This is a genomic window from Nocardia sp. NPDC059154, from assembly GCF_042755705.1.
Taxonomy (GTDB): domain Bacteria; phylum Actinomycetota; class Actinomycetes; order Mycobacteriales; family Mycobacteriaceae; genus Nocardia.
In genome coordinates this window covers 24218-44319 of record NZ_JBHZCS010000065.1, presented here as the reverse complement: position 1 = coordinate 44319, position 20102 = coordinate 24218, and the positions used below count along the sequence as shown (strand labels likewise).

At 68.3% G+C, this 20102-nt stretch carries 23 protein-coding genes; 17 read left to right on the top strand and 6 right to left on the bottom strand.

Annotation, left to right across the window (positions count from 1 at the left end; translation table 11 throughout):
- Positions 1-42 precede the first annotated feature (42 nt).
- Both ACFXN1_RS39440 and ACFXN1_RS39435 read right to left on the bottom strand, forming a co-directional pair.
- Positions 43-396: a hypothetical protein gene (locus ACFXN1_RS39440; protein ID WP_379443683.1), complete on the bottom strand. Its 354-nt coding sequence runs from the start codon at positions 394-396 to the stop codon at positions 43-45.
- A gap of 154 nt (positions 397-550) precedes the next feature.
- Positions 551-1495, bottom strand: a complete 945-nt coding sequence (locus tag ACFXN1_RS39435) for a hexose kinase (RefSeq protein ID WP_379404176.1) — start codon at positions 1493-1495, stop codon at positions 551-553.
- Between the two features lie 104 nt (positions 1496-1599).
- On the opposite strand from ACFXN1_RS39435, the gene ACFXN1_RS39430 reads away from it, so the two are divergent.
- Positions 1600-2040 carry a DUF4254 domain-containing protein gene (locus tag ACFXN1_RS39430; protein ID WP_354847094.1) on the top strand — a complete coding sequence of 147 codons (441 nt, stop codon included), beginning with the start codon at positions 1600-1602 and terminating at the stop codon, positions 2038-2040.
- A 399-nt stretch (positions 2041-2439) separates the two neighbouring features.
- Here ACFXN1_RS39430 and ACFXN1_RS39425 read toward each other — a convergent pair whose 3' ends face one another.
- Positions 2440-3957: an ATP-dependent DNA ligase gene (locus ACFXN1_RS39425; protein ID WP_379443681.1), complete on the bottom strand. Its 1518-nt coding sequence runs from the start codon at positions 3955-3957 to the stop codon at positions 2440-2442.
- A 106-nt stretch (positions 3958-4063) separates the two neighbouring features.
- Between ACFXN1_RS39425 and ramB the strand changes: the two genes are divergently transcribed.
- From ramB to ACFXN1_RS39380, 9 genes are all read left to right on the top strand, one after another.
- Positions 4064-5473: an acetate metabolism transcriptional regulator RamB gene (gene ramB / locus ACFXN1_RS39420; protein WP_379443680.1), complete on the top strand. Its 1410-nt coding sequence runs from the start codon at positions 4064-4066 to the stop codon at positions 5471-5473.
- Positions 5474-5652: 179 nt separating this feature from the next.
- The gene (locus tag ACFXN1_RS39415) at positions 5653-6342 is read left to right on the top strand and encodes a hypothetical protein (RefSeq protein ID WP_379443678.1); all 690 of its coding nucleotides are present in this window, start codon (positions 5653-5655) and stop codon (positions 6340-6342) included.
- Between the two features lie 330 nt (positions 6343-6672).
- Positions 6673-7908, top strand: a complete 1236-nt coding sequence (gene urtA, locus ACFXN1_RS39410) for an urea ABC transporter substrate-binding protein (protein ID WP_379389263.1) — start codon at positions 6673-6675, stop codon at positions 7906-7908.
- A gap of 111 nt (positions 7909-8019) precedes the next feature.
- Complete coding sequence (urtB, locus tag ACFXN1_RS39405; RefSeq protein ID WP_379404172.1) at positions 8020-8904, top strand: urea ABC transporter permease subunit UrtB; 885 nt, start codon at positions 8020-8022, stop codon at positions 8902-8904.
- Entirely contained in the window at positions 8901-10079 is a 1179-nt protein-coding gene (gene urtC, locus ACFXN1_RS39400) for an urea ABC transporter permease subunit UrtC (protein ID WP_379443676.1), read from the top strand. Before urtB ends, urtC begins: the two co-directional genes overlap by 4 nt.
- Positions 10076-10948, top strand: coding sequence for an urea ABC transporter ATP-binding protein UrtD (urtD, locus tag ACFXN1_RS39395; RefSeq protein ID WP_379443675.1), 873 nt, complete (start codon positions 10076-10078; stop codon positions 10946-10948). The genes urtC and urtD overlap by 4 nt, the downstream gene beginning before the upstream one ends.
- Positions 10932-11624 carry an urea ABC transporter ATP-binding subunit UrtE gene (urtE, locus tag ACFXN1_RS39390; RefSeq protein ID WP_379443673.1) on the top strand — a complete coding sequence of 231 codons (693 nt, stop codon included), beginning with the start codon at positions 10932-10934 and terminating at the stop codon, positions 11622-11624. Before urtD ends, urtE begins: the two co-directional genes overlap by 17 nt.
- Before the next feature lie 11 nt (positions 11625-11635).
- A complete protein-coding gene (locus tag ACFXN1_RS39385) occupies positions 11636-12403 on the top strand; it encodes a GntR family transcriptional regulator (RefSeq protein WP_379404201.1) in 768 nt (255 codons plus the stop codon).
- Between the two features lie 65 nt (positions 12404-12468).
- On the top strand, positions 12469-13008 hold the full coding sequence (locus ACFXN1_RS39380; RefSeq protein ID WP_379404202.1) for a carboxymuconolactone decarboxylase family protein: 540 nt from the start codon (positions 12469-12471) through the stop codon (positions 13006-13008).
- Positions 13009-13028: 20 nt separating this feature from the next.
- On the opposite strand, the gene ACFXN1_RS39375 is transcribed toward ACFXN1_RS39380, so the two are convergent.
- Together ACFXN1_RS39375 and ACFXN1_RS39370 are read right to left on the bottom strand one after the other, a co-directional pair.
- Complete coding sequence (locus ACFXN1_RS39375; protein WP_379443671.1) at positions 13029-13700, bottom strand: GNAT family N-acetyltransferase; 672 nt, start codon at positions 13698-13700, stop codon at positions 13029-13031.
- A 102-nt stretch (positions 13701-13802) separates the two neighbouring features.
- Positions 13803-14582, bottom strand: a complete 780-nt coding sequence (locus tag ACFXN1_RS39370) for a TetR/AcrR family transcriptional regulator (RefSeq protein WP_379431395.1) — start codon at positions 14580-14582, stop codon at positions 13803-13805.
- Between the two features lie 124 nt (positions 14583-14706).
- On the opposite strand from ACFXN1_RS39370, the gene ACFXN1_RS39365 reads away from it, so the two are divergent.
- The 5 genes from ACFXN1_RS39365 to ACFXN1_RS39345 all read left to right on the top strand — a co-directional run bounded on the left by ACFXN1_RS39365 (position 14707) and on the right by ACFXN1_RS39345 (position 18018).
- Entirely contained in the window at positions 14707-15084 is a 378-nt protein-coding gene (locus ACFXN1_RS39365) for a VOC family protein (protein ID WP_379443669.1), read from the top strand.
- 110 nt (positions 15085-15194) lie between these two features.
- Complete coding sequence (locus ACFXN1_RS39360) at positions 15195-15782, top strand: dihydrofolate reductase family protein (protein WP_379404206.1); 588 nt, start codon at positions 15195-15197, stop codon at positions 15780-15782.
- A 3-nt stretch (positions 15783-15785) separates the two neighbouring features.
- The gene (locus ACFXN1_RS39355; RefSeq protein WP_379443668.1) at positions 15786-16142 is read left to right on the top strand and encodes a YciI family protein; all 357 of its coding nucleotides are present in this window, start codon (positions 15786-15788) and stop codon (positions 16140-16142) included.
- Positions 16139-17392 (top strand): RNA polymerase sigma factor, encoded by a 1254-nt coding sequence (locus ACFXN1_RS39350; RefSeq protein WP_379463851.1) that lies wholly within the window; start codon positions 16139-16141, stop codon positions 17390-17392. Before ACFXN1_RS39355 ends, ACFXN1_RS39350 begins: the two co-directional genes overlap by 4 nt.
- A gap of 134 nt (positions 17393-17526) precedes the next feature.
- Positions 17527-18018: a transglycosylase SLT domain-containing protein gene (locus ACFXN1_RS39345; RefSeq protein WP_379404208.1), complete on the top strand. Its 492-nt coding sequence runs from the start codon at positions 17527-17529 to the stop codon at positions 18016-18018.
- Positions 18019-18103: 85 nt separating this feature from the next.
- Here ACFXN1_RS39345 and ACFXN1_RS39340 read toward each other — a convergent pair whose 3' ends face one another.
- Complete coding sequence (locus tag ACFXN1_RS39340; protein WP_379443662.1) at positions 18104-18955, bottom strand: SDR family oxidoreductase; 852 nt, start codon at positions 18953-18955, stop codon at positions 18104-18106.
- 109 nt (positions 18956-19064) lie between these two features.
- On the opposite strand from ACFXN1_RS39340, the gene ACFXN1_RS39335 reads away from it, so the two are divergent.
- Together ACFXN1_RS39335 and ACFXN1_RS39330 are read left to right on the top strand one after the other, a co-directional pair.
- The gene (locus ACFXN1_RS39335; RefSeq protein WP_379404210.1) at positions 19065-19463 is read left to right on the top strand and encodes a winged helix-turn-helix transcriptional regulator; all 399 of its coding nucleotides are present in this window, start codon (positions 19065-19067) and stop codon (positions 19461-19463) included.
- A gap of 18 nt (positions 19464-19481) precedes the next feature.
- Positions 19482-19961: a nucleoside deaminase gene (locus tag ACFXN1_RS39330; RefSeq protein ID WP_354847149.1), complete on the top strand. Its 480-nt coding sequence runs from the start codon at positions 19482-19484 to the stop codon at positions 19959-19961.
- Positions 19962-20102 lie beyond the last annotated feature (141 nt).

The following is a 20102-nucleotide window of genomic DNA, read 5'->3' as shown; positions in this document are numbered from 1 at the left end:
TTGTTACGCAGCGAGCTGCGAAATCTGCCCGAGAGTTGGGTTTCACCACCAGGCCGGGGGTTCGAACCAGTCGCGCGCCTCCCGACGGAACAGCAGCACGATCACCGCCAGCGAGACCAGCGGACCCAGCGGACCCGGCGGCCGCCCCTCGGTGATCGACGGCACCGTCCACAGCATGTTCATGACCGCCACCAGAATCGCCCCGATGCGCACCGACTGCCCCTCGGAGTTGAATGTCAGCGCGACCAGACCGAGCAGGAACGCCGGGATGAACGGCACCGCGGTCCCGATCGCGGCCTTGGCTCCCAGCAGCCATCCCGAGGAGGCCACGCAGATCGCGCCCAGCCCAGCGATTCCCAGAGCGAGCACCTGCGCCGCACGCACCGCCCGGGGCATTCGATAACTGTCGTCCACACCCGACCCCCGATCGGGTTGAGTTCCTAGGTCCGACACTCCCCCAACCTAACCCGGGACAATCCCCGGTCTCCGCCACCACGCCGCCGCGCGGTTCAGTTCACAGCTACCTCACATACGGCGTGTCCCCGGAGTGTTACGGCCGGACGGCGACGGATTCGAGTTCCCGCACCCGCACGGTGGGCAGCAGCCGATCCCGCAGCACCCGGTCGATCTCCCCCGCGACCGGAATGACCACGGCGGCAGCGGAAGTGGCGACCGCGTCGGCGAGCAGCTCCGGCCAGTCCGGTGTGGTACCGGCGGCCAGCGCGGCGATGATGGCCGCCACCGCCGCGTCGCCCGCCCCGGTGGGGTTGCCCGCCAGCGGTTTCGGCAGCGCCGCCGTCCACGCCCGGGTCGGGGTGACCGCCACCATGCCGGCGCCGCCCCGGGTCACCACCACCGTGCCCACGCCGTCGGCGATGAGCGGATCGACGGCCGCGAGGATCTCCGGAATGGTGCCCGCCGGGCGGCCGGTGAGGCGTTCCAGCTCCTCGACATTGGGGGTGAGCACGACGCCGGGCACGCGCGCGGCCAATTCCAGCGGCTGGCCGTCGAAGTCGCAGATCGTGGGCACGCCCCGGGCGATAGCGGTGCGCGCCAGCTCGGCGGGCAGGCCCGGACTCACCCCGCCGGGCAGCGAACCCGAGATGACCAGGCCGCTCATATCCGAGAGCAGGCCCGCCACTCGCACCCGCAGCTGATCCACCGCGTGCGGCTCGGTGACCCGCGGGCCGGGCTCCCACAGCGCGGTGGCGGTGCCGTCATCGGATTCGCTGATCACCACCGTGCGGCGGACCCACGGCAGCGCGTGCACGAAGTCCACGGGCATCTCGAGTTCCGCGGCGGCCGCGAAGGAATGGTCCGAGAAGCCGGTGGCGCGGGCGTATTTGCCGAGCTGGTTCAGCACCCGCGTGACATTGATGCCGCGCCCGCCCAGCCGCTGATCCACCGACCGCACCCGCTGCGCCCGGCCCCGCTCGAAATGCTCCACCCGGTAGGTCATGTCGTAGGCCGGGTTCAGGGTCACGGTGAGGATCACCCCACCATCTCGGCACGTCACGGCACCGGATGCAACCCCTGCACGGCAAAGTGGCACCGAATGTCGTTGCCATTCGGAGATATTCGAGGGGCAGGATGTCGGCCGTGCATCCGCTCCCACCGAAACACCTGCTGCTGCAGGCCTGCCGTGGCCTGCCCCCCGACGACCATCCGGTGCTGCGCTGCGCCGGCTTACTCGCGGACCTGCACGAGCGGAGGCTCACCAGAGCGGGCGGCACCGATCGGATCGACCACGACCGGGCGCGGCTGGTGCTCGATATCGACAGCTGGGTGGCGGCCGAACTCCCCAAGGCCGCCCGCGACGCCCACCTGCACACCGAGACCGTGGGGACGGTGGTGGACCGGCTGGCGCAATTCTCCGCGCTCGCCTATCTGTCCCTGGCCATGTCACCCGACGACGCCGTGCACGATGCCGCCCAGCGGCTCACCGAACTGGCCATCGCCTACGAGCATCTGGCGGGTGAGCTGGCCGCTGGCCGCCGCCGGCTGCCGAACCTGACCGGCACCCGCGACTACGAATCCTGACCGCGGCACGAATCTTGACCGCGGCCGGCGGTGCCCGGCGAGGGGGCGGGGCACCACCGGCCACAAGGTGGACCATGCGCAATCCACCGTCGAAGTCTCCCGAACGGCACGAGCTCACAGGGAATCCGCGTGGGAGATGCGGTGGCAGTTCCTGTGTCCCGTCACCTGACAACCGTCCGGTCGAGCGTCGACACGTGAATCATGTCGCCCGAAACTCGGAGCGTGCCCTGTTCCAGCTGTGAATCATCTGTGAGGTAGGCCCAACTCTCGAGACTTTCAGGGGCTTCGCCCCCGAACCCCCAGGGACAATTTCGGGGGGCTCCGCCCCCGGGACCCCCAGGGAATCCACCCAGCAGCGCCTCAGAAAAGGAAGAAGACGAGAGCGGCACGCCCCCGAGGCTATTTGGTGCCAGGTAGCAGGGCGCGGATGGAGTCGATGGTGTCGGCCTGGTGAGGTTCCTTGTCAGGGCGATAGCGGACTACCCGGGCGAAGCGGAGGGCTACGCCGCCGGGGTAGCGGGGGCTGGTCTGGACGCCGTCGAGGGCGATTTCGACTACCAGTTCGGGGTAGAGGTAGACGGTGTTGCCATCGCGTTTGCGTTCGTGGCGCGGGAATTCGGCCGTCTGCCAATGGAGTAGGGCATCGGTGAGTCCCTTGAAGGTTTTGCCGACCATGATCGGGTCGCCGCCCTCGGGGTCGCGGGCGCCCAGGTGGAGGTTGGAGAGGTAGCCGGTGCGGCGGCCGTAGCCCCATTCCGCGCCGAGCACGATGAGGTCGAGGGTGTGGGTGGGTTTGATCTTTTGCCAGGAGCGGCCGCGGCGACCGGCGGCGTAGGGGGCGTCCAGGGATTTGATCATGATGCCCTCGTGGCCCGCGGCCAGCGCGCCGTCGAAGTATTCGGCGGCGGCTTCCGGGTCGGGGGCGATGAGGGCCGGAATGGTCAGGCCGCAGGCCACCGCGGTGAGGGCCTCGCGGCGCGTGCGCAGCGGGGCGTCCAGCAGGTCGGCGCCGTCGAGGTGGAGGCAGTCGAAGAAGTAGGGGTGCAGCAGCAGTTCCTGGGAGGTGGTGGCGCCGAAGCGGCTCATGGTCTCCTGGAAGGGCCGTGGGCGGCCGGAGTCGTTGAGCGCCAAGGTTTCTCCGTCGAGCACGACGCTGGTGCAGTCCAGCTGCCGCACCACCTCGACCAGTTCGGGCACGCTCGCGGTGATGTCGCGCAGGGTGCGGGTGAACACCCACACCCGGTCGCCGTCGCGATGCACCTGGATGCGGGCGCCGTCCATCTTGTGCTCGACGCTGGCCCGCCCCTCGAATTCGGCCATCGCCTCCTCGAGGGTCGCGCCGGGCGAGGCCAGCATAGGCTGGATCGGCCGCCCGACCTCGAGCCGGAACCCGGCCAGGGCCTCGACGCCGCCGGTGCGCGCCGCGACGGCGGTGACCGGCAGCCGCCCGGACAGCATGTGGGCCCGCCGCACCGCCTCGATCGGCACGTCGAAGGCGGTGGCCACCGCCTCGGCGACGATCGCGGTCAGCGCGCCCTGCCGCATCTCCCCGGTCAGCAGGCGGAGCAGGAATTCGTGCTCGTCCTGGGTCGCGGCCCCGAACAGGGTGGCCAGTAGTTCCTGTCGTCGCGCCGTCGACCCGCTGCCTCCGACCTCGGCCAGCTCGCTGAAAGAGGTGTCCACCTCGTCCACGGACAGCGTGGACACCTCGGCCGGCTCGACCACGAGCGTGGTCAGCGTGCGCCAGCCCGTTCCGATCCGCCCCTGCGGCAGCTCGCCGGACAACCAGGCCACGACCTGCGCCAACTCTTGCGGCGCCGCCTGCTCGAGCAGGTCGGCAAAGATCTTGATCTTGTTCTTTCGCGACGACGTCGCCCGCACACCCTGTGACGCCTCAACCACATCGGACAAGAGCACTTGTCGACGGTAACCCGAGCGACCGACAACGATGTGACACACAGCTCAGCAGCTCTGCTAACTCTCGCGTTGGCAACGATGCGAAGACACCAATAAACTTGGGCGCATGGCCAAGACTTACGTCGGTGCGCGGCTGCGACAGCTGCGTACCGAGCGCGGTTTGAGTCAGGTCTCGCTGGCCAAGAAGCTCGAGATCTCCGCGAGCTATCTGAATCAGATCGAACACGACGTGCGTCCGCTCACCGTACCGGTCCTGCTGCGCATCAGTGAAGTCTTCGGCGTCGACGCCGGCTTCTTCTCCTCCCAGGACGACACCCGGCTCATCGCCGAACTCCAGGAGGTCGTGATGGACCAGGAGCTCGGGGTGGAGGCCGACGCCCAGGAGATCGCCGAAATGGTGTCCGCGCACCCGGGTCTGGCGCGGGCCATGGTGAACATGCATCGCCGCTACCGGAATACGACCGCGCAGCTGGCCGCCGCCACCGAGGACCGTTTCGCCGACGGCAGCGGTTCGGCCGCCATCTCCAAACCGCACGAGGAAGTGCGCGACTACTTCTATCAGCGGCAGAACTACATTCACGAATTGGATACCGCCGCCGAGGAACTCACCCATCGCATGCGATTCCACGGCGGCGATCTCAAGCGCGAGATCCCGCGCCGCCTCAGCGATGCGCACGGCGTGCAGATCGTGGAGCGTATCGATCTGGGCGACGGCGTGCTGCACCGTTTCGATCCCGAGCAGCGCCGCCTGGAAATCGCGCCGCATCTCTCGGGCGGGCAGCGGGTGTTCAAGCTGGCCGCCGAGCTGGCCTATCTGGAATGCGGCGAGCTCATCGAAAAGCTGGTGGCGGAGGGCAATTTCAGCGGCCACGATTCGGTCGTGCTGGCAAAACTGGGCCTCGCCAACTATTTCGCCGCTGCCACGGTCCTCCCCTACACCCATTTCCACGAGGTGGCCGAGGACTTCCGCTACGACGTCGAACGCCTGTCGGCGTTCTTCACCCAGAGCTACGAGACCATCTGCCACCGCCTGTCCACGCTGCAGCGCCCCAAACTCCGCGGCGTCCCCTTCTCCTTCGTCCGCGTGGACCGCGCCGGCAATATGTCGAAACGCCAGTCCGCCACCGGTTTCCACTTCTCCTCCAGCGGCGGCACCTGCCCGCTCTGGAACGTCTACGAGACCTTCGCCTACCCCGCGAAGATCATGACCCAGATCGCCCAGATGCCCGACGGCCGCAAATACCTCTGGATCGCCCGCACCGTCGAACGCCGCGCCACCCGCTACGGCGAACCCAGCAAAACCTTCGCCATCGGACTGGGCTGCGAACTCCGCCACGCCGGCCGCACCGTCTACGCCGACGGCCTGGACCTGAACGAGCCGAAAGCCACCCCCATCGGCGCCGGTTGCCGCGTCTGCGAACGCTCCAACTGCCCCCAACGCGCCTTCCCACCCCTCGGCAAATCACTCGACATCAGCGAACACCGAAGCTCCATCTCCCCCTACGTCATTCAGTGACCGCGTCCTTCGACTGGCCATCGTCGATGAAGTTCTGGATCCGCACTTTCAGTTCGTCCGGCGAGGCGTCGGGATTGGCTCCGTGCATCATTCGATGACCGCTGGACATCATTTGATGACCGATTGGATGACCTATCCGGACGGGAAACACGCGTTGAATCGCAGACGAACATGATCGTGTGAAAATCGAGAAGGCTATCGCCACAGCTGGTCTCACCATTGCTGCGCTGGCGATCACAGGGGGTACGTCCTACGCCGCGCCGACGCCGGATCCGGCTGCGGTGCAGTCGATTCAGCACCCCGCTCAGGGGCAGAACGATCTGGGTTACTCCATTGTTCGGTCGGATGCGGACCAGACGGTTACGACGACGCTGACCGGTGGCACTTTCCGGCTCACCGATGCGTCGGTGGACGTGTTGGATGGCTCCGGGGTGGTCGTGTCGCGGATGCCGCTGGCGATGACCACCGCGGGTACGGATCTGGTGGTTTCGATGCATCCGAGCATCGAGGACAACGGGACCAAGCTGGTTGCGCATCCGGAGGCCGGCGAGGTCGCGCAGCCGGGTGCGGCGGATGTCGGGCGGTGGGTGCCGACCTCGCCCAAGCAGCGCGCGACCGAAACCGGTAGTGCCGTGGGCGCGTTGGGTGGTGCGCTCGGTGGCGTCGTCGTCGGCGTCATCATCGCGGTGGCCACCGGGGGGCTCGGCGTCATCGCCCTGCCGTTCGCGGCCATGATCGGTGCGTTGATCGGTGGTGGCACCGGTAGCGCGGCGGGTGCCGGCACCACCAACGACGACCGGCAGGACGGCTGGACGTGGCAGCAGGACTGCCACACCGACTACTACACCCACGACCAGTACTGCTACTGACCCGATCTCACCGTCGAGAACAAGCCGGTGTCCACCTTCTTTGGTCCCGGCTCGGGCCGTTTCATATCCCTTGACCTGCAATAACGTTTCCTGCACATCGAACGAACCACGATGCGGTGAGCAGAAATTCACGCCGCGGCAATGTAGGAAATCGGACATTCATCGAGAGTCATTCCGGCGCAACACTTCCCGTTTACCTTTCGTTCCACGAATACAGCCGCTGTATACGCGGCGGTATTCGCAAGCGGCGCACGTGGTGCCGCCGAACACCGTGAAGTGAAGGATCCGCCCATGCACGACTCTCCCCGCCGGGACAGGGCCGCCCGCCTGATGAAGGCGATCACCATTCCGACCGCGCTGGCGCTGTCCGCCGTCCTGGTCGCCGGCTGTGGTTCACGCGACAGCGACACCGCGTCGGGCTCCAATGCCAAGTCCTGCGTGGACACGTCGAAGGACACCATCAAGATCGGTTCACTGCACTCGCTGACCGGCACCATGGCCATCAGCGAGGTCACCGTCGCCAATGCCACCAAGCTGGCGGTGGACCAGATCAATGCCGCGGGCGGCGTCCTGGGCAAGAAGCTCGACGTGGTGCTCGAGGACGGCGCCTCGGATCCCAAGACCTTCGCGGAGAAGGCCGAGAAGCTGATCAGCTCCGACTGTGTGGCCGCGGTGTTCGGCGGCTGGACCTCGGCGTCGCGCAAGGCCATGAAGCCCAAGTTCGAATCGCTGAATTCGCTGCTGTACTACCCGGTTCAGTACGAGGGCCTGGAGGATTCGAAGAACATCTTCTACACCGGCGCCACCACCAATCAGCAGATCATCCCGGCGCTGGACTACCTGAAGCAGAAGGGCATCACCTCCCTCTACCTGGTGGGCTCCGACTACGTCTTCCCGCAGACCGCCAATCGCGAGATCAAGGCGTACGCCAAGGCCAATGGCATCGAGATCAAGGGCGAGGACTACGCCCCGCTGGGCTCCACGGATTTCTCCACCATCGTCAACAAGGTCCGCAATGCCAAGGCGGGCGCGGTGTTCAACACCCTCAACGGCGACTCCAATGTGGCCTTCTTCCGCGAGTACGCCAACGCGGGCCTGAAAGCCGCTGACATGCCGGTGGTCTCGGTGTCCATTGCCGAGGAAGAGGTCGGCGGCGTCGGCGTGCAGAACGTCGCGGGCCAGCTGACCGCCTGGAACTACTACCAGACCGTCGACACCCCGCAGAACAAGGCGTTCGTCGCCGCGTACAAGGCTGCCTACGGCGCGAACAAGCCCACCTCCGACCCGATGGAGGCCGCCTACACCTCGGTCTACCTGTGGAAGGCGACGGTGGAGAAGGCGAAGTCGTTCGCGGTGGCCGACATTCAGAAGGCCGCCGACGGCGTCAGCTACGACGCGCCGGAGGGCACCGTCACCATCGACGGCTCCAACCACCACATCACCAAGACCGCGCGCATCGGCGAGATCCACCCCGACGGGCTCATCTACACCGTCTGGGATTCCGGCAAGCCGATCCAGCCGGACCCGTACCTGAAGAACTACGACTGGGCCAAGGGCCTGAAGTAATTCGGCGGCCGCCGATGAGGGGCGGCTGGTGCGGTGTCCGCGCGACTCTCACCGCGACATCGCACCAGCCGTACGGCGTTCGCCACCAATAGAGCTCGAGAGGTACTGATCATGGATGTGGCTGTCGGACAGCTCTTCACGGGGCTGAGTCTGGGCTCGATCCTGCTGCTCGCCGCGCTGGGTCTGTCGCTGACCTTCGGTCAGATGGGCGTCATCAATATGGCGCACGGTGAATTCATCATGGCCGGGTGTTACACGACCTACGTTGTGGAACAACTGATCTCGGCGACGGGCGTGGCGCTGATCGTGTCGCTGTTCGTCGGCTTCCTGGTCGGTGGCCTGCTGGGCGCGGCGCTGGAGATGGGGCTCATCCGCTGGATGTACGACCGCCCCCTGGACACCCTGCTGGTCACCTTCGGTGTCGGCTTGGTCCTGCAGCAGGCGGTGCGGGACATCTTCGGCGCGCCCGCCAAGAACGTGGTCGCGCCGGACTGGCTGACCGGCGGCCTCACCATCGCGGGCACCGTGGTGCCCAAGACCCGCATCTTCATCATGGTGCTGGCCGTGGTGGCGGTGATCGCGCTGGCCACCGCGCTCAAGACGACGCCGCTCGGCCGCCGCATCCGGGCCGTGGTGCAGAACCGCAGCCTGGCCGAAACCTCGGGCGTCTCTTCGCGTCTCACCGATGTGAGCACCTTCTTCATCGGTTCCGGGCTGGCGGCGGTGGCCGGTGTGGCCCTGACCCTGATCGGTTCCACCAGCCCCACCATCGGGCAGTCGTATCTGGTGGACGCCTTCCTGGTGGTCGTCATCGGCGGCCTCGGGCAGATCAAGGGCACCGTGATCGCGGCCTTCGCCATGGGCCTGCTGAATTCGTTCGTCGAATACTCGACCACCGCGACGGTCGCCAAGGTGATCGTCTTCATCGTGGTCGTGATCTTCCTGCAGGTACGCCCACAGGGTCTGTTCACCGTCCGGACGAGGAGTCTGGCATGACCACCATCCAGCGGCTGAGTGCCAACTCTTCCCTGAAAGCCCTGGGCGGCTTCGTCATTGCCGCCATCGTCCTGTTCGGCTTGGCGCCGGCCGTGCTCAGCGATTTCCGGTTGAGCCTGCTGGCCAAGTTCCTCTGCTTCGCCATCGTGGCCGTCGGCATCGGCCTGGCCTGGGGGCGGGGCGGCATGCTCACCCTGGGCCAGGGCGTGTTCTTCGGCATCGGCGCGTACATCATGGCCATGCACATGCAGATGGCCGACGCCGCCAAGGCGCACGAGGATGTGCCGGAGTTCATGACCATCGCGGGTGTGGACCAATTGCCCACGTACTGGCGGCCTTTCGAGTCCGCGCCGGTGGCGCTCCTGGCGATCGCGGTGCTGCCCGCCGCCATCGCCGCGGTGCTCGGCTTCGGGGTGTTCAAGCGCCGGGTCAAAGGCGCGTACTTCGCCATCCTGAGCCAGGCGCTGGCCGCTGCGCTGGCGATCCTGCTCACCGGGCAGCAGACCATCGGCGGCTTCACCGGATTGAGCGACTTCCGCTCGTTCTTCGGCTTCCGCCTGGATGATCCGGTGAACCGGCGGATGCTGTTCTTCATCGCGGCGGGCACGCTCCTGATCGTGGTGGCCGTCGCACGCCAGCTCATGCGCAGCCGGTACGGGGAACTGCTCGTCGCCGTGCGTGATCAGGAGGAACGGGTCCGGTTCCTCGGCTACGACCCGGCCAATATCAAGATCGTCGCCTATGTGGTGGCCGCGTTCTTCGCGGGCATCGCGGGCGCCCTGTTCACCCCGATCGTCGGCATCATCTCCCCCGCCGACATCGGTGTGGTCCCGTCCATCGCGTTCCTGATCGGCGTCGCCATCGGCGGCCGCACCACCCTGCTCGGGCCGGTGCTGGGCGCGATCGGCGTGGCCTGGGCGCAGACCACGTTCTCCGAGCACTTCCCGTCGGCGTGGACCTACTTCCAGGGTGCGCTGTTCATCGTGGTGGTCGGGTTCATTCCGGCCGGACTGGCCGGATTCGGGCCCATGGCCAAGCAGTTGCTGGAGCGGCTGCGGCCTGCGACGGCCCCCGACGCCGCACCGGAACCGGCCGCCGCGCCCGAGAGCGAGGCGGCGGTCGAGGCCGAGCCGGAGGCCGAGTCCGAGGCCGAGCAGAAGGTGGAAGCACGATGACCGCACCCGAACCGAGAATCGGCGGCAATGCCGGAATGGACAGCGAATACCTCGAAATCCGCGGCCTGTCCGTGAGTTTCGACGGCTTCAAGGCCGTCTCCGACGTGGATCTGACCGTCCTGCAGGGCGACCTGCGCTTCCTCATCGGACCCAATGGCGCGGGCAAGACCACCCTCATCGACGCCATCACCGGCCTGGTGCCCGCGACCGGCTCGGCGCAGAAGACCGGCGCCGAGCTGATCGGCCGCAAGGTGCATCAGATCGCCCGGCTCGGAGTGGGCCGCACCTTCCAGACGGCGAGCGTGTTCGAACAGCTCACCGTGCTGCAGAACCTCGATATCGCGGCGGGCGCGGGACGTTCCGCGCTCACCCTGCTGCGCCGGCGCAAGTCGGTGCTGCCCGCCATCGAGGAGGCGCTCGAGACCACCGGACTCGCCGAGCTGCGCGACAAACCTGCCGGGGTACTCGCGCACGGTCAGAAACAGTGGCTGGAGATCGGCATGCTGCTGGTGCAGAACGCCTCGGTGCTGCTGCTGGACGAACCGGTGGCGGGCATGAGCGCCGAGGAACGCGAGGAGACCGGAAACCTGCTGCGCCGCATCGGCGGTGAACGGGTGGTCATCGTCGTCGAGCACGATATGGATTTCATGCGCGCGTTCGCCAGCTCGGTGACGGTGCTCGCGGGCGGCCGCGTCCTCAGCGAGGGCACCGTGGAGCAGGTGCAGGCCGATCCGAAGGTGCAGGAGGTCTACCTCGGCACCGCCGCGGCCGGTGAGCTACCGCCCGCTGAGACCAGCGCTGATGAATCCATGGGCGTGGAGCAGGAATCGGACGAGGCGAAGGAGGCCGCCGATGCTGGAACTCGTTGACCTACACACCGGCTACGGCCGGACCGAGGTGATTCACGGTGTGTCCCTGACGGTTCCGGACAATGGCGTGGCGGCCATCATGGGCCACAACGGGGCCGGTAAGACCTCACTGCTGCGTGCGGCGGTCGGGCTGCTGCCCGCCAAGTCGGGGCGGATCCGCTTCGGCGGCGAGGACATCACCAGGATGTCGCCGTCGCGGCGGGTCAAGCGCGGCCTCGCCTATGTTCCACAGGGGCAGCAGAGTTTTCCACAGCTGTCCACAATGGAGAACCTCCAGGTGGTGGCCGACGGCCGCAAACGTGGCAAGGCACTCGTCGACGAAGCGCTGGACCTGTTCCCTGCGCTGCGGGAGCTGTTGTCCCGCAAGGCCGGACTGCTCTCCGGCGGCCAGCGCCAGCAGCTGGCCATCGCCCGCGCCCTCATCACCGAACCGGCGCTGCTGATCCTCGACGAGCCGACCGAGGGCATCCAGCCCTCGGTGGTCGCCGAGATCGAACGCACCATCATCGAACTCACCGGCCGGGGCGGACTCAGCGTGCTGCTGGTCGAACAGCACATCGGCTTCGCGCTGCAGGCCGCGCAGCAGTTCTACGTCCTGCGCTCGGGCCGCGTCACCTCCTCCGGGGCGGGCGGGGCGCGCGCGGAATCCGCGGTACGCCAGGCCATGGCGATCTGATCGGACACTCCGTGAACGCGCGCAGGGGGCGTATTCCGTTGTCCGAGCGGGTCTATCGATCCCTGCAGCGCGATCTCGCGGCCGGGATGCTGGTACCCACCGAACGACTCGGCGAGGAACGCCTCGCCGAGACCTACGGTGTCTCCCGCACCCCGGTCCGCGAGGCGCTGGCCCGGCTCCTCGCCGACGGCCTGCTGGAACGCCACACCGACGGCCTCTACCCGTACCGCCCCCGGGTCGACGAACTCGGGGACCTGTACGAACTCCGAATAGTCCTGGAAGCCAGAGGAATCCAACGCTTGCAGGCCACCGCGGCGGCACTCCCGGAACCGCTGGCCGCCGCCGTGCAGCCGGAACCGCCGGCCCTGGCGGCTCGGCCTGCGGTCACGCCGCACGATCTGGGTGCGGTCGAGCGAGAGCTCGAGCTCTGGCGGCACATACGCGAGGACCCGCCGGAGCCCGGGGCCGAGCTCATCGCCGCCGACGAGCGGTTCCACACCACGCTCCTGCTGGCCGCCGGCAATTCCGCACTGGCCGAGGCGCTCTCGACGGTGCACGCGCGGGTGCGGCCGGTGCGGGCCCTGGACATGCCCACTCCCGGGCGGATCGCCGCCATGGCCGAGGACCACATCGCCATCGCCGAACACCTGCTCGCCGGAGATCTGGACACCGCCCTGCGCACCCTGCTGGCCCACCTCACCAGCTCCCGAGCCCACGTCCTCACCCGCGCCCGCCGCGCACTGGAGCTCACCAAACTCGCTCAGGCGGTCCGCGAGTGACCCGATCCGCGCCGCGCCGGGCCGTCGGTCTGGCGAGTGGCTCAGACAGGGTGTTGACTGGGGGGATGGTGTCGACGAAGCCACGCATCGCTCCTGGTCGCCTGCGGGAGCTCGGTCCGGTGAACTGGGTTGTCTGGCAGGCGCTTTCCCGTGCCGCGGGCACGGAGGACGCGCATCTGTTCAGCACGCTGGGCCGGACCGGCGGCCTGTTCCGGGGATGGCTGCACTTCTCCGGCCGCCTCATGCCGGGCGGCAAACTGCGCCGGTACGAGTCCGAACTGGTCATCCTGCGCGTCGCGCACCTGCGCCAATGCGAGTACGAGACCGACCATCACATCCGGCTGGGCCGCCGCGCGGGCGTCACCGCCGAAATCCTGGACCGTCTCCGCGAAGGCCCGGCCGCCGCCGGGTGGTCCGCCAAGGAGCGCGCGCTGCTCACCGCCGTGGACCAGCTGGTCACCACCCGAGACCTCGACGACGCCACCTGGCAATCCCTCGCCGACCACTACGACGAGCGCCGCCTCATCGAAATCGTCCTGCTCACCAACCAATACGAGGGCCTGGCCAGCACCATCACCGCCCTCCGCATCCAAACCGACCACTAGCCGCGCGATCCGGCCGTGCGTCAGCGGCGCAGGCGGTAGACCGGCTGGGTGGCGGCTTCGGGAACGGTCTCAGTGTGCGGGATGCGATGCGCGTAGGCGGGTTCGGCGGGGCGGGCGGGCTGGATGCGGGCGTGCAGGTGCATGTCGTGCCAGCCGTCGTCGTGCAGGCCCGCACTGCGATTGATGCCCTCGAGCACGAAGCCGGATTTGTGTGCCACCCGGCAGGATTGGGCGTTATGCACGGAATGCCGTAATTCCAGGCGGTGGAATCCGGCCACCTCGAAGGCCCAGCCGACCAGCGCCTCCACCGCGCGCGGGGCGATGCCGCGGCCGCGCGCCGCCGGGACCACCCAGTACGCCAGCTCGGCCTCGCCGTGCCCGAGTTCCATGTGATGCAGCGAGGCCCGGCCCATCAGCCGGCCGCTGCGACCATCGGCGACAGCCCAATTGGCCGCGGTGCCACCGCTCCACGAGCGCGCCCAGGAGTCCACCCACTCCCCGGCCTCCTCCACGGTGTCCGCAGTGCGCACGTGCCAGCGCCGAATGGCCGGATCTTGGAAGGCCACGTACACCTCGGGTCCGTCCCGGCGCAGCCACGGCCGCAGCACCAGCCCGTCTCCCATCGGGAGCACCGGCTGCGCTACCCGACTGAAGGTTTCGGCGGCGACGATTGCCGGGGTTGATCGCGGCATGGGGGGAATTCTGCCCGCGATCGCCCGGTCCGCGCGGCGAAATTGAGACCATCGTCCCGATCGGTCTCTCTTGCGCAGGTCGTCCGAACCGACCGGCCGCGCTCAGGGCCTGCGGTTTTCGATGAGCGCGGCCAATCCGTCCAGGACACGGGCCAGCCCGAACTCGTAGGCGTGGTCCGCACCGTAGGCGCTGTCGTGGGCCTGCCCCGCGACCGCGCCGATCCGGGCCGCCAGGGGATAGCGGCCGGCGTCGAAGACCCGCGCCAGCAGCGGGGCCGCCCGCTCCCACCACTCGCGATCGGAGTGTCCGCTCTCGGTCGCGGCCCGGGCGCTGTCGATGGCCAGCTGCGCGGTCGAGGTCACGAAGCCCAGCACATAGGTGAGGGCGGCGTCCATCTCCAGGTCGCCGAGGCCGAGCCCGTCGAAGGCGCGCAGCTCGTGGTCGTATTTCGCGGCCACGCCGGGACCCAGCGGCGGCCGCGTGGTCGGCAGATGGGCCACCCACGGATGCTCGGCCAGCAGGGCGCGATTCTCGGCGGCGATCGTGGAAACCCGTTCCCGCCAGGGCATTCCGGTGAGATCGTGACGCGGCATGCGCTGATAGACGGTGTCGAGCATGAGGTCGAGCAGTTCGGCCTTGCCCGGCACGTAGGTGTAGGTGGCCATGGGCGTGATGCCCAGCTTGGCCGCCACCGACCGCATGGTGAGCGCGCCCAGCCCCGCACCGTCGGCGATCTCCAGCGCGGCCGCGATGACGGCGTCGAGGGTGGTGCGCTGTTTGGGCCCGCGCGCCGAACCCCCGGAGCCGGGCTCGCGCCACAGTAGTTCCAGCGTGCGCACCGGGTCGCCCGCGCTGCTGCGTTCCCCGCTTCGTCCGGCCATTCGTGTCACCTCCGTCGCCGATCGTATCGATGTGACAGTCGCCACTTGGCATGCCGTCGGGAATGTCCGTACAAAGTACAGCGTACTTAGTACAGAGTTGATCGGCACCACCCGAGGAGGCCCCATGACCATCACCGCATCCGCGATCTCCCTGAACGTGCCCGACCCGATCGCCTCGGCGACGTTCCTCATCGACCACTTCGGTTTCACCGAGAAGATGTCGGCCGACGGCTTCGTCAACGTGACCCGGCCCGACGCCGGATTCGACGTCATCTATCTGCGCACCGGTCTCGGCAGCTTCAAGCCGGAGCGCATCGCGGGCAGCGCGGGCCAGGGCCTGCTGGTGGTGTTCGTCGTCGACGACATCGACGCCGAATACGCCCGCGTCCAACGCGAAGGCGTGCCGATCGTGACCCCCATCGAGACCGAGCCGTGGGGCGAGCGCTACTTCCAGGCCCTCGACCCGAATGGGATCGTCATCCAACTGGTCCAGTGGGTCTGACCGAAAACCGCTGAAAGATTCCTCCGTCGAACGTGTCGATTCCGGCCGGGCCCGTTCGAGGAGTAGTCGAGGGTCGAACGGCGGCCCGGCACTTCGACGAGAGGAATCCGATGCGAAAAGTGGTGGCTTTCGAGCACATGACCCTCGACGGCTTCGCGGCCTCACACACCGAGCTGGGACTGGAATGGACATTCGGCGCCTACAGCCCGGACCTCGCCGCCTTCCACGACGAGCACATCCGGGCCGATATCGGTACCACGATCTACGGCCGCAAGACCTTCGAGGGCATGCGCGATCACTGGTCGAGCGTTCCGGACAACCCGGAGGCCACGGCACACGATCTCGAACACGCCGAATGGGTCACGAACATCGACAAGATCGTCTTCTCGACCACGCTCGAGTCGGCCGGCTGGCGGAACACCCGGATCATCGACGGTGACGGGGCGGCGCGCATCGCGGAACTGAAGGCGGAGAACGGCGGCGCGCTGGTCATCTACGGCAGCCCGACGCTGGTGCACTGGTTCGCCGACGCCGGGCTCATCGACGAGTACCGCATCGTCATCCATCCGGTGACAATCGGCTCCGGCACCCCTATGTTCCGGGACAAGACCGAACTGAATCTGAACCTGCTGGAATCGAAGTCGTTCGACGGTGGTGCCCTCTATGTCCGCTATGCAGTCGCCCAGCGAGAGGATTGAGCAATGCGATACCTGGCACTGATTCGCCTGGACCCCGCCCAGATACCCGGGGAAGGGCCCGGCGACGACCTGATCGCCAAGGTCAACGAGATCATCGAGGAGATGACCAAGGCGGGCGTGCTGCTCGACACCGCGGGCCTGCGCCCGGTCGAGGAGGGCACCCGGATCCGGCAGACCGGCGGCGTGCAGACGGTCATGGACGGGCCGTACACCGAATCCAAGGAGATCATCGGCGGATACCTGGTGCTGCAGACCCGTTCGCAGGAGGAGGCGGCCGAGTGGGCGTCCCGGTTCCTGCGGGTGCACGGGCCGGACTGGGACATCGAGATCGAGATACGACAGCTGGACGGCCAGAACTGAATCCGCAGCAGGAGCGGGCGCGCCGGGCCGTGGAGGCGGCCTGGCGCATCGAATGGCCGCGCCTGGTGGCGGGCCTGACCCGCCTGGTCGGCGATATCGCGACTGCCGAGGAGCTCGCGCAGGACGCCCATGTGGCGGCGCTGGAACAGTGGCCTCGCGACGGCGTCCCGCCGAATCCGGGCGGCTGGCTCATGCTGACGGCGAAACACCGCGCGGTGGACCGCATTCGGCGCGACGTGAACTTCGCGCGGAAGCTGGAGCTGCTCGGCCGTGAGACGCTCACGGCCGAGCAGCCGCCCGGCGAACCGGAACCGGCCATCGTAGACGACCTGCTGCGCATGATCTTCACCGCCTGCCATCCGGTGCTCTCGCCCCCGGCGCGGGCGGCGCTCACCCTGCGCATGGTGGGCGGCCTGACCACGGCCGAGATCGCGCGGGCCCATCTGGTCCCGGAATCGACCGTGGCGCAACGCATCGTGCGCGCCAAGCGCACCATCGCGGCCAAACAGATTCCCTACGAGGTGCCCGCGGGCGCCCAGCTGGCCGCGCGCCTGGACTCCGTGCTCGAGGTCATCTACCTGATCTTCAACGAGGGCTATACCGCCACCTCCGGCGAGCGCTGGGTCCGGGCCGAATTGTGCGAGGACGCACTGCGTCTGGCGCGCATCCTGACCGGGCTGCTGCCCGAGGAGCCGGAGGCGTACGGGCTGGCGGCCCTGCTCGAACTGCAGGCTTCCCGCACCACCGCCCGCAGTGACGCGGACAACGCGCTGGTGCTGCTGCCGGATCAGGACCGGTCCCGGTGGAATCGGCTCTCGATCGAACGCGGCCTGTCCGCGCTGGGCCGCGCGCACACGCTGAATCGGATGCGGGACCTTCCACCCGGGCGCTACGCGCTCCAGGCCGCCATCGCCTCCGTGCACGCCGTGGCCCCGACCGCCGCCGAGACCGACTGGCGGCGCATCGCCGGACTGTACGCCCTACTGGCGCAACGGTTTCCGTCGCCGATCGTGGAGTTGAACCGGGCGGTCGCGGTGGCCATGGTGCACGGACCCGGCGCGGGCCTGGAGTTGATCGACGCCATTGCCGCGACCGGGGCGCTCGACGACTATCACCTGCTGCACGCGGTCCGCGGGGATCTGCTGGCGCGGCTGGGCCGGGATGCGGAGGCGCGGGCCGCTTTTCGGCGCGCGGCCGATCTGACCGGCAATGAGATCGAGCGGGAGTTGCTGCTCGGCCGGGCGCGCTGACCGGCAATCCACTGCGATCAGGCATTTCACCGCGTGTCGCTCACCCCTCCCGGGAAACGGCAGGGCGTACGGTCGTTTTCTAGCTGAAGCCAGATGGGTCTGTTTTTTCGTGAACCGCACGGAAGGACCAGGCGTTGCCCATTCTCGACAAGCGTCCGCTCCGAGCCACCGTCCTCGGACTGCTCGTGGCGGCCCTCGCCCCGCTCACCGTCGCCGTCGGCACCGCCGACGCGCGCACCGAAATCGCCGACCCCATCGCTCAATCCGCGCTCCCGGCCGCCCTGCCGGTGGACCCGGCGTCCCTGCTGCAGCTGGTCGGCGCGGCCCAGCGGTTCTCCAAACCGGCCTTGCAGACACTGTCACGTTTCATCGTGCCCGGGGACCAGTGGGGGTCGTTCAATCAGATCATCACGCACGAGAGCGACTGGCAGGTCTTCGCCATCAACCCGACCTCCGGCGCCTACGGGCTGGCCCAGGCCCTCCCCGCACACAAGATGTTCAGCGAGGGCCCGGACTGGATGTTCAACCCGCTCACCCAGCTGCGCTGGGCCTACCGCTACATGGTCGAGCGCTACGGCAGCCCCAACGCCGCCTGGGCCTTCTGGCAGGCCCACAACTGGTACTGAGCCTGCCGGTCCCCGAACTCGATCAGCCCGGTACGTATCTCTATCAGCTCAGCGCGGCTCTCTGTCAGCTCAGCGCGGCTCTCTGTCAGCTCAGCGCGGCACGGAAGACCTCGGCGACCGGGGTCGACGGACGGCCCAGCAGCCGCTGCAGATCACCGGAGTCGACGGCCAGGATGCCGTCGGCGATACCGGCGTCGGCATCGGCCAGGGCGGCGGCGTAGGCGGCGTCCAGACCCGCGCCCTGCAGCGCCGCGGCGTAGTCGGCCTGCGGCAGGTCCTGGTAGCGGACCGGCTTGCCGGCCACCTCCGAGATCACCTGCGCCAGTTCGGCATACGAGAGCGTCTCGTCGCCGCCGAGCTCGTAGACCTTGCCCTCGTGACCGTCGGTGGTGAGGACGCGGGCGGCGGCCTCGGCGTAATCGGCGCGGGCCGCACCGGATACCTTGCCCTCGCCCGCCGCGCCGTAGAGCACGCCCGTCTCGATGGCGTGTGCCAGGCCGCCGGTGTAGTTCTCCCAGTACCAGCCGTTGCGCAGCAGCACGGTCGGGATGCTCGCTCCGGCCAGCGCGGCCTCGGTGCCGATGTGCTCCTGGGCCAGGATCAGCGGATTGCGGCCGGCCTGCGGAATGCTGGTGTAGGCCAGCAGTTTCACGCCCGCCCGCTCGGCCGCGCGCAGCACGTTGGTGTGCTGGGCGACGCGCTTGGTGAACTCGTTGCCGGAGACCAGCAGCACGCGGTCGACGCCCTGGAAGGCGCGCTCGAGCGCTTCCGGATCGTCATAGCTCGCCACCCGCACCTCGACACCCCGCGCGGCCAGATCGGCCACCTTGGCGGGATCGCGGACCACCGCCACCACCGGCTGCGATCCGTCCTTCAACAGCGCCTCGACGACCAGGCGACCCAGCTGTCCGCTTGCTCCGGTGACTGCGACGGTCATGACTACCTCCAGGTTTCAGGGAATGAACTGCACTGCTGACATGTACTAACTAATAGTAAGCACATGCTATTCCTGAACCGCTACCCGAAACACAGGTAACCTCGATCTCATGAACGCCCGGCCTCCCGACCGGTCCTACCCGGACGACCCCACCCTGGAAGCCGACGTCTTCGCCCGCAACTGCTCCTCGCGCCCGGTCCTGCAAGACGTCGCCAGTCGCTGGGGCGTGCTCGCCCTGGCCGCCCTGCGCGAGAGCCCCTACCGGTTCTCGGCGCTGCGCCGCCGCGTGGACGGCATCTCCGAGCGCATGCTCTCCCAGACCCTGCAGACCCTGGAACGCGACGGCATGGTCAATCGCGAAGTCCAGCAATCCATCCCGCCGGTCGTCGAGTACACCCTCACCGACCTCGGCGCGCAGGTGGCCGACCAGCTCGTCGGCCTCATCGAAATCCTCGAATCCAATATCGCGAAGATCGAAGCGGCCCAGACCGCCTACCACCGCACGTAAACCGAAGAACGGAGCCGCATGTCCGCCGATACCGATCTGCAGTATCTCGAACGCTGCGTGGAGCTGGCCGCCGAAGCCCTGGACGCGGGCGACGAGCCGTTCGGATCATTGCTGGTCGGCGCGGACGGCACCGTGCTCGCCGAGGACCGCAACCGGGTCTCCGGCGGCGATGCCACCCGCCACCCCGAATTCGAGCTGGCCCGCTGGGCCGCCGAGCACCTCACCCCCGAGGACCGGGCGACGGCCACGGTCTACACCTCAGGCGAACACTGCGCCATGTGCTCGGCCGCGCACGCCTGGGTCGGCCTGGGCCGCATCGTCTACGCCGCCTCCACCGCCCAGCTCACGGAGTGGCTCAACGAGTTCGGCGTTCCCGCGGGCCCCATCCGCCCCCTCGCCATCCAGGAGGTGGCCCCGGGCATCCCGGTCTCCGGCCCCTTCCCGGAACTGACCGACCGCGTCTACGCCCTCCACCGCCGCCTACACTTGGCGGACTGAGCGCTCGAACAAACGAAAGCGGCCCGGTGCCCGCGGAAACCGCCCGCCCCAGGCCGCTTCCGGATTTCTGCGACGGAACCCCTAGATTCGCGGGACCTCCCTCCCCCTCCGGGGGACGGGGGGCGGTCCCCCAAACCCCCC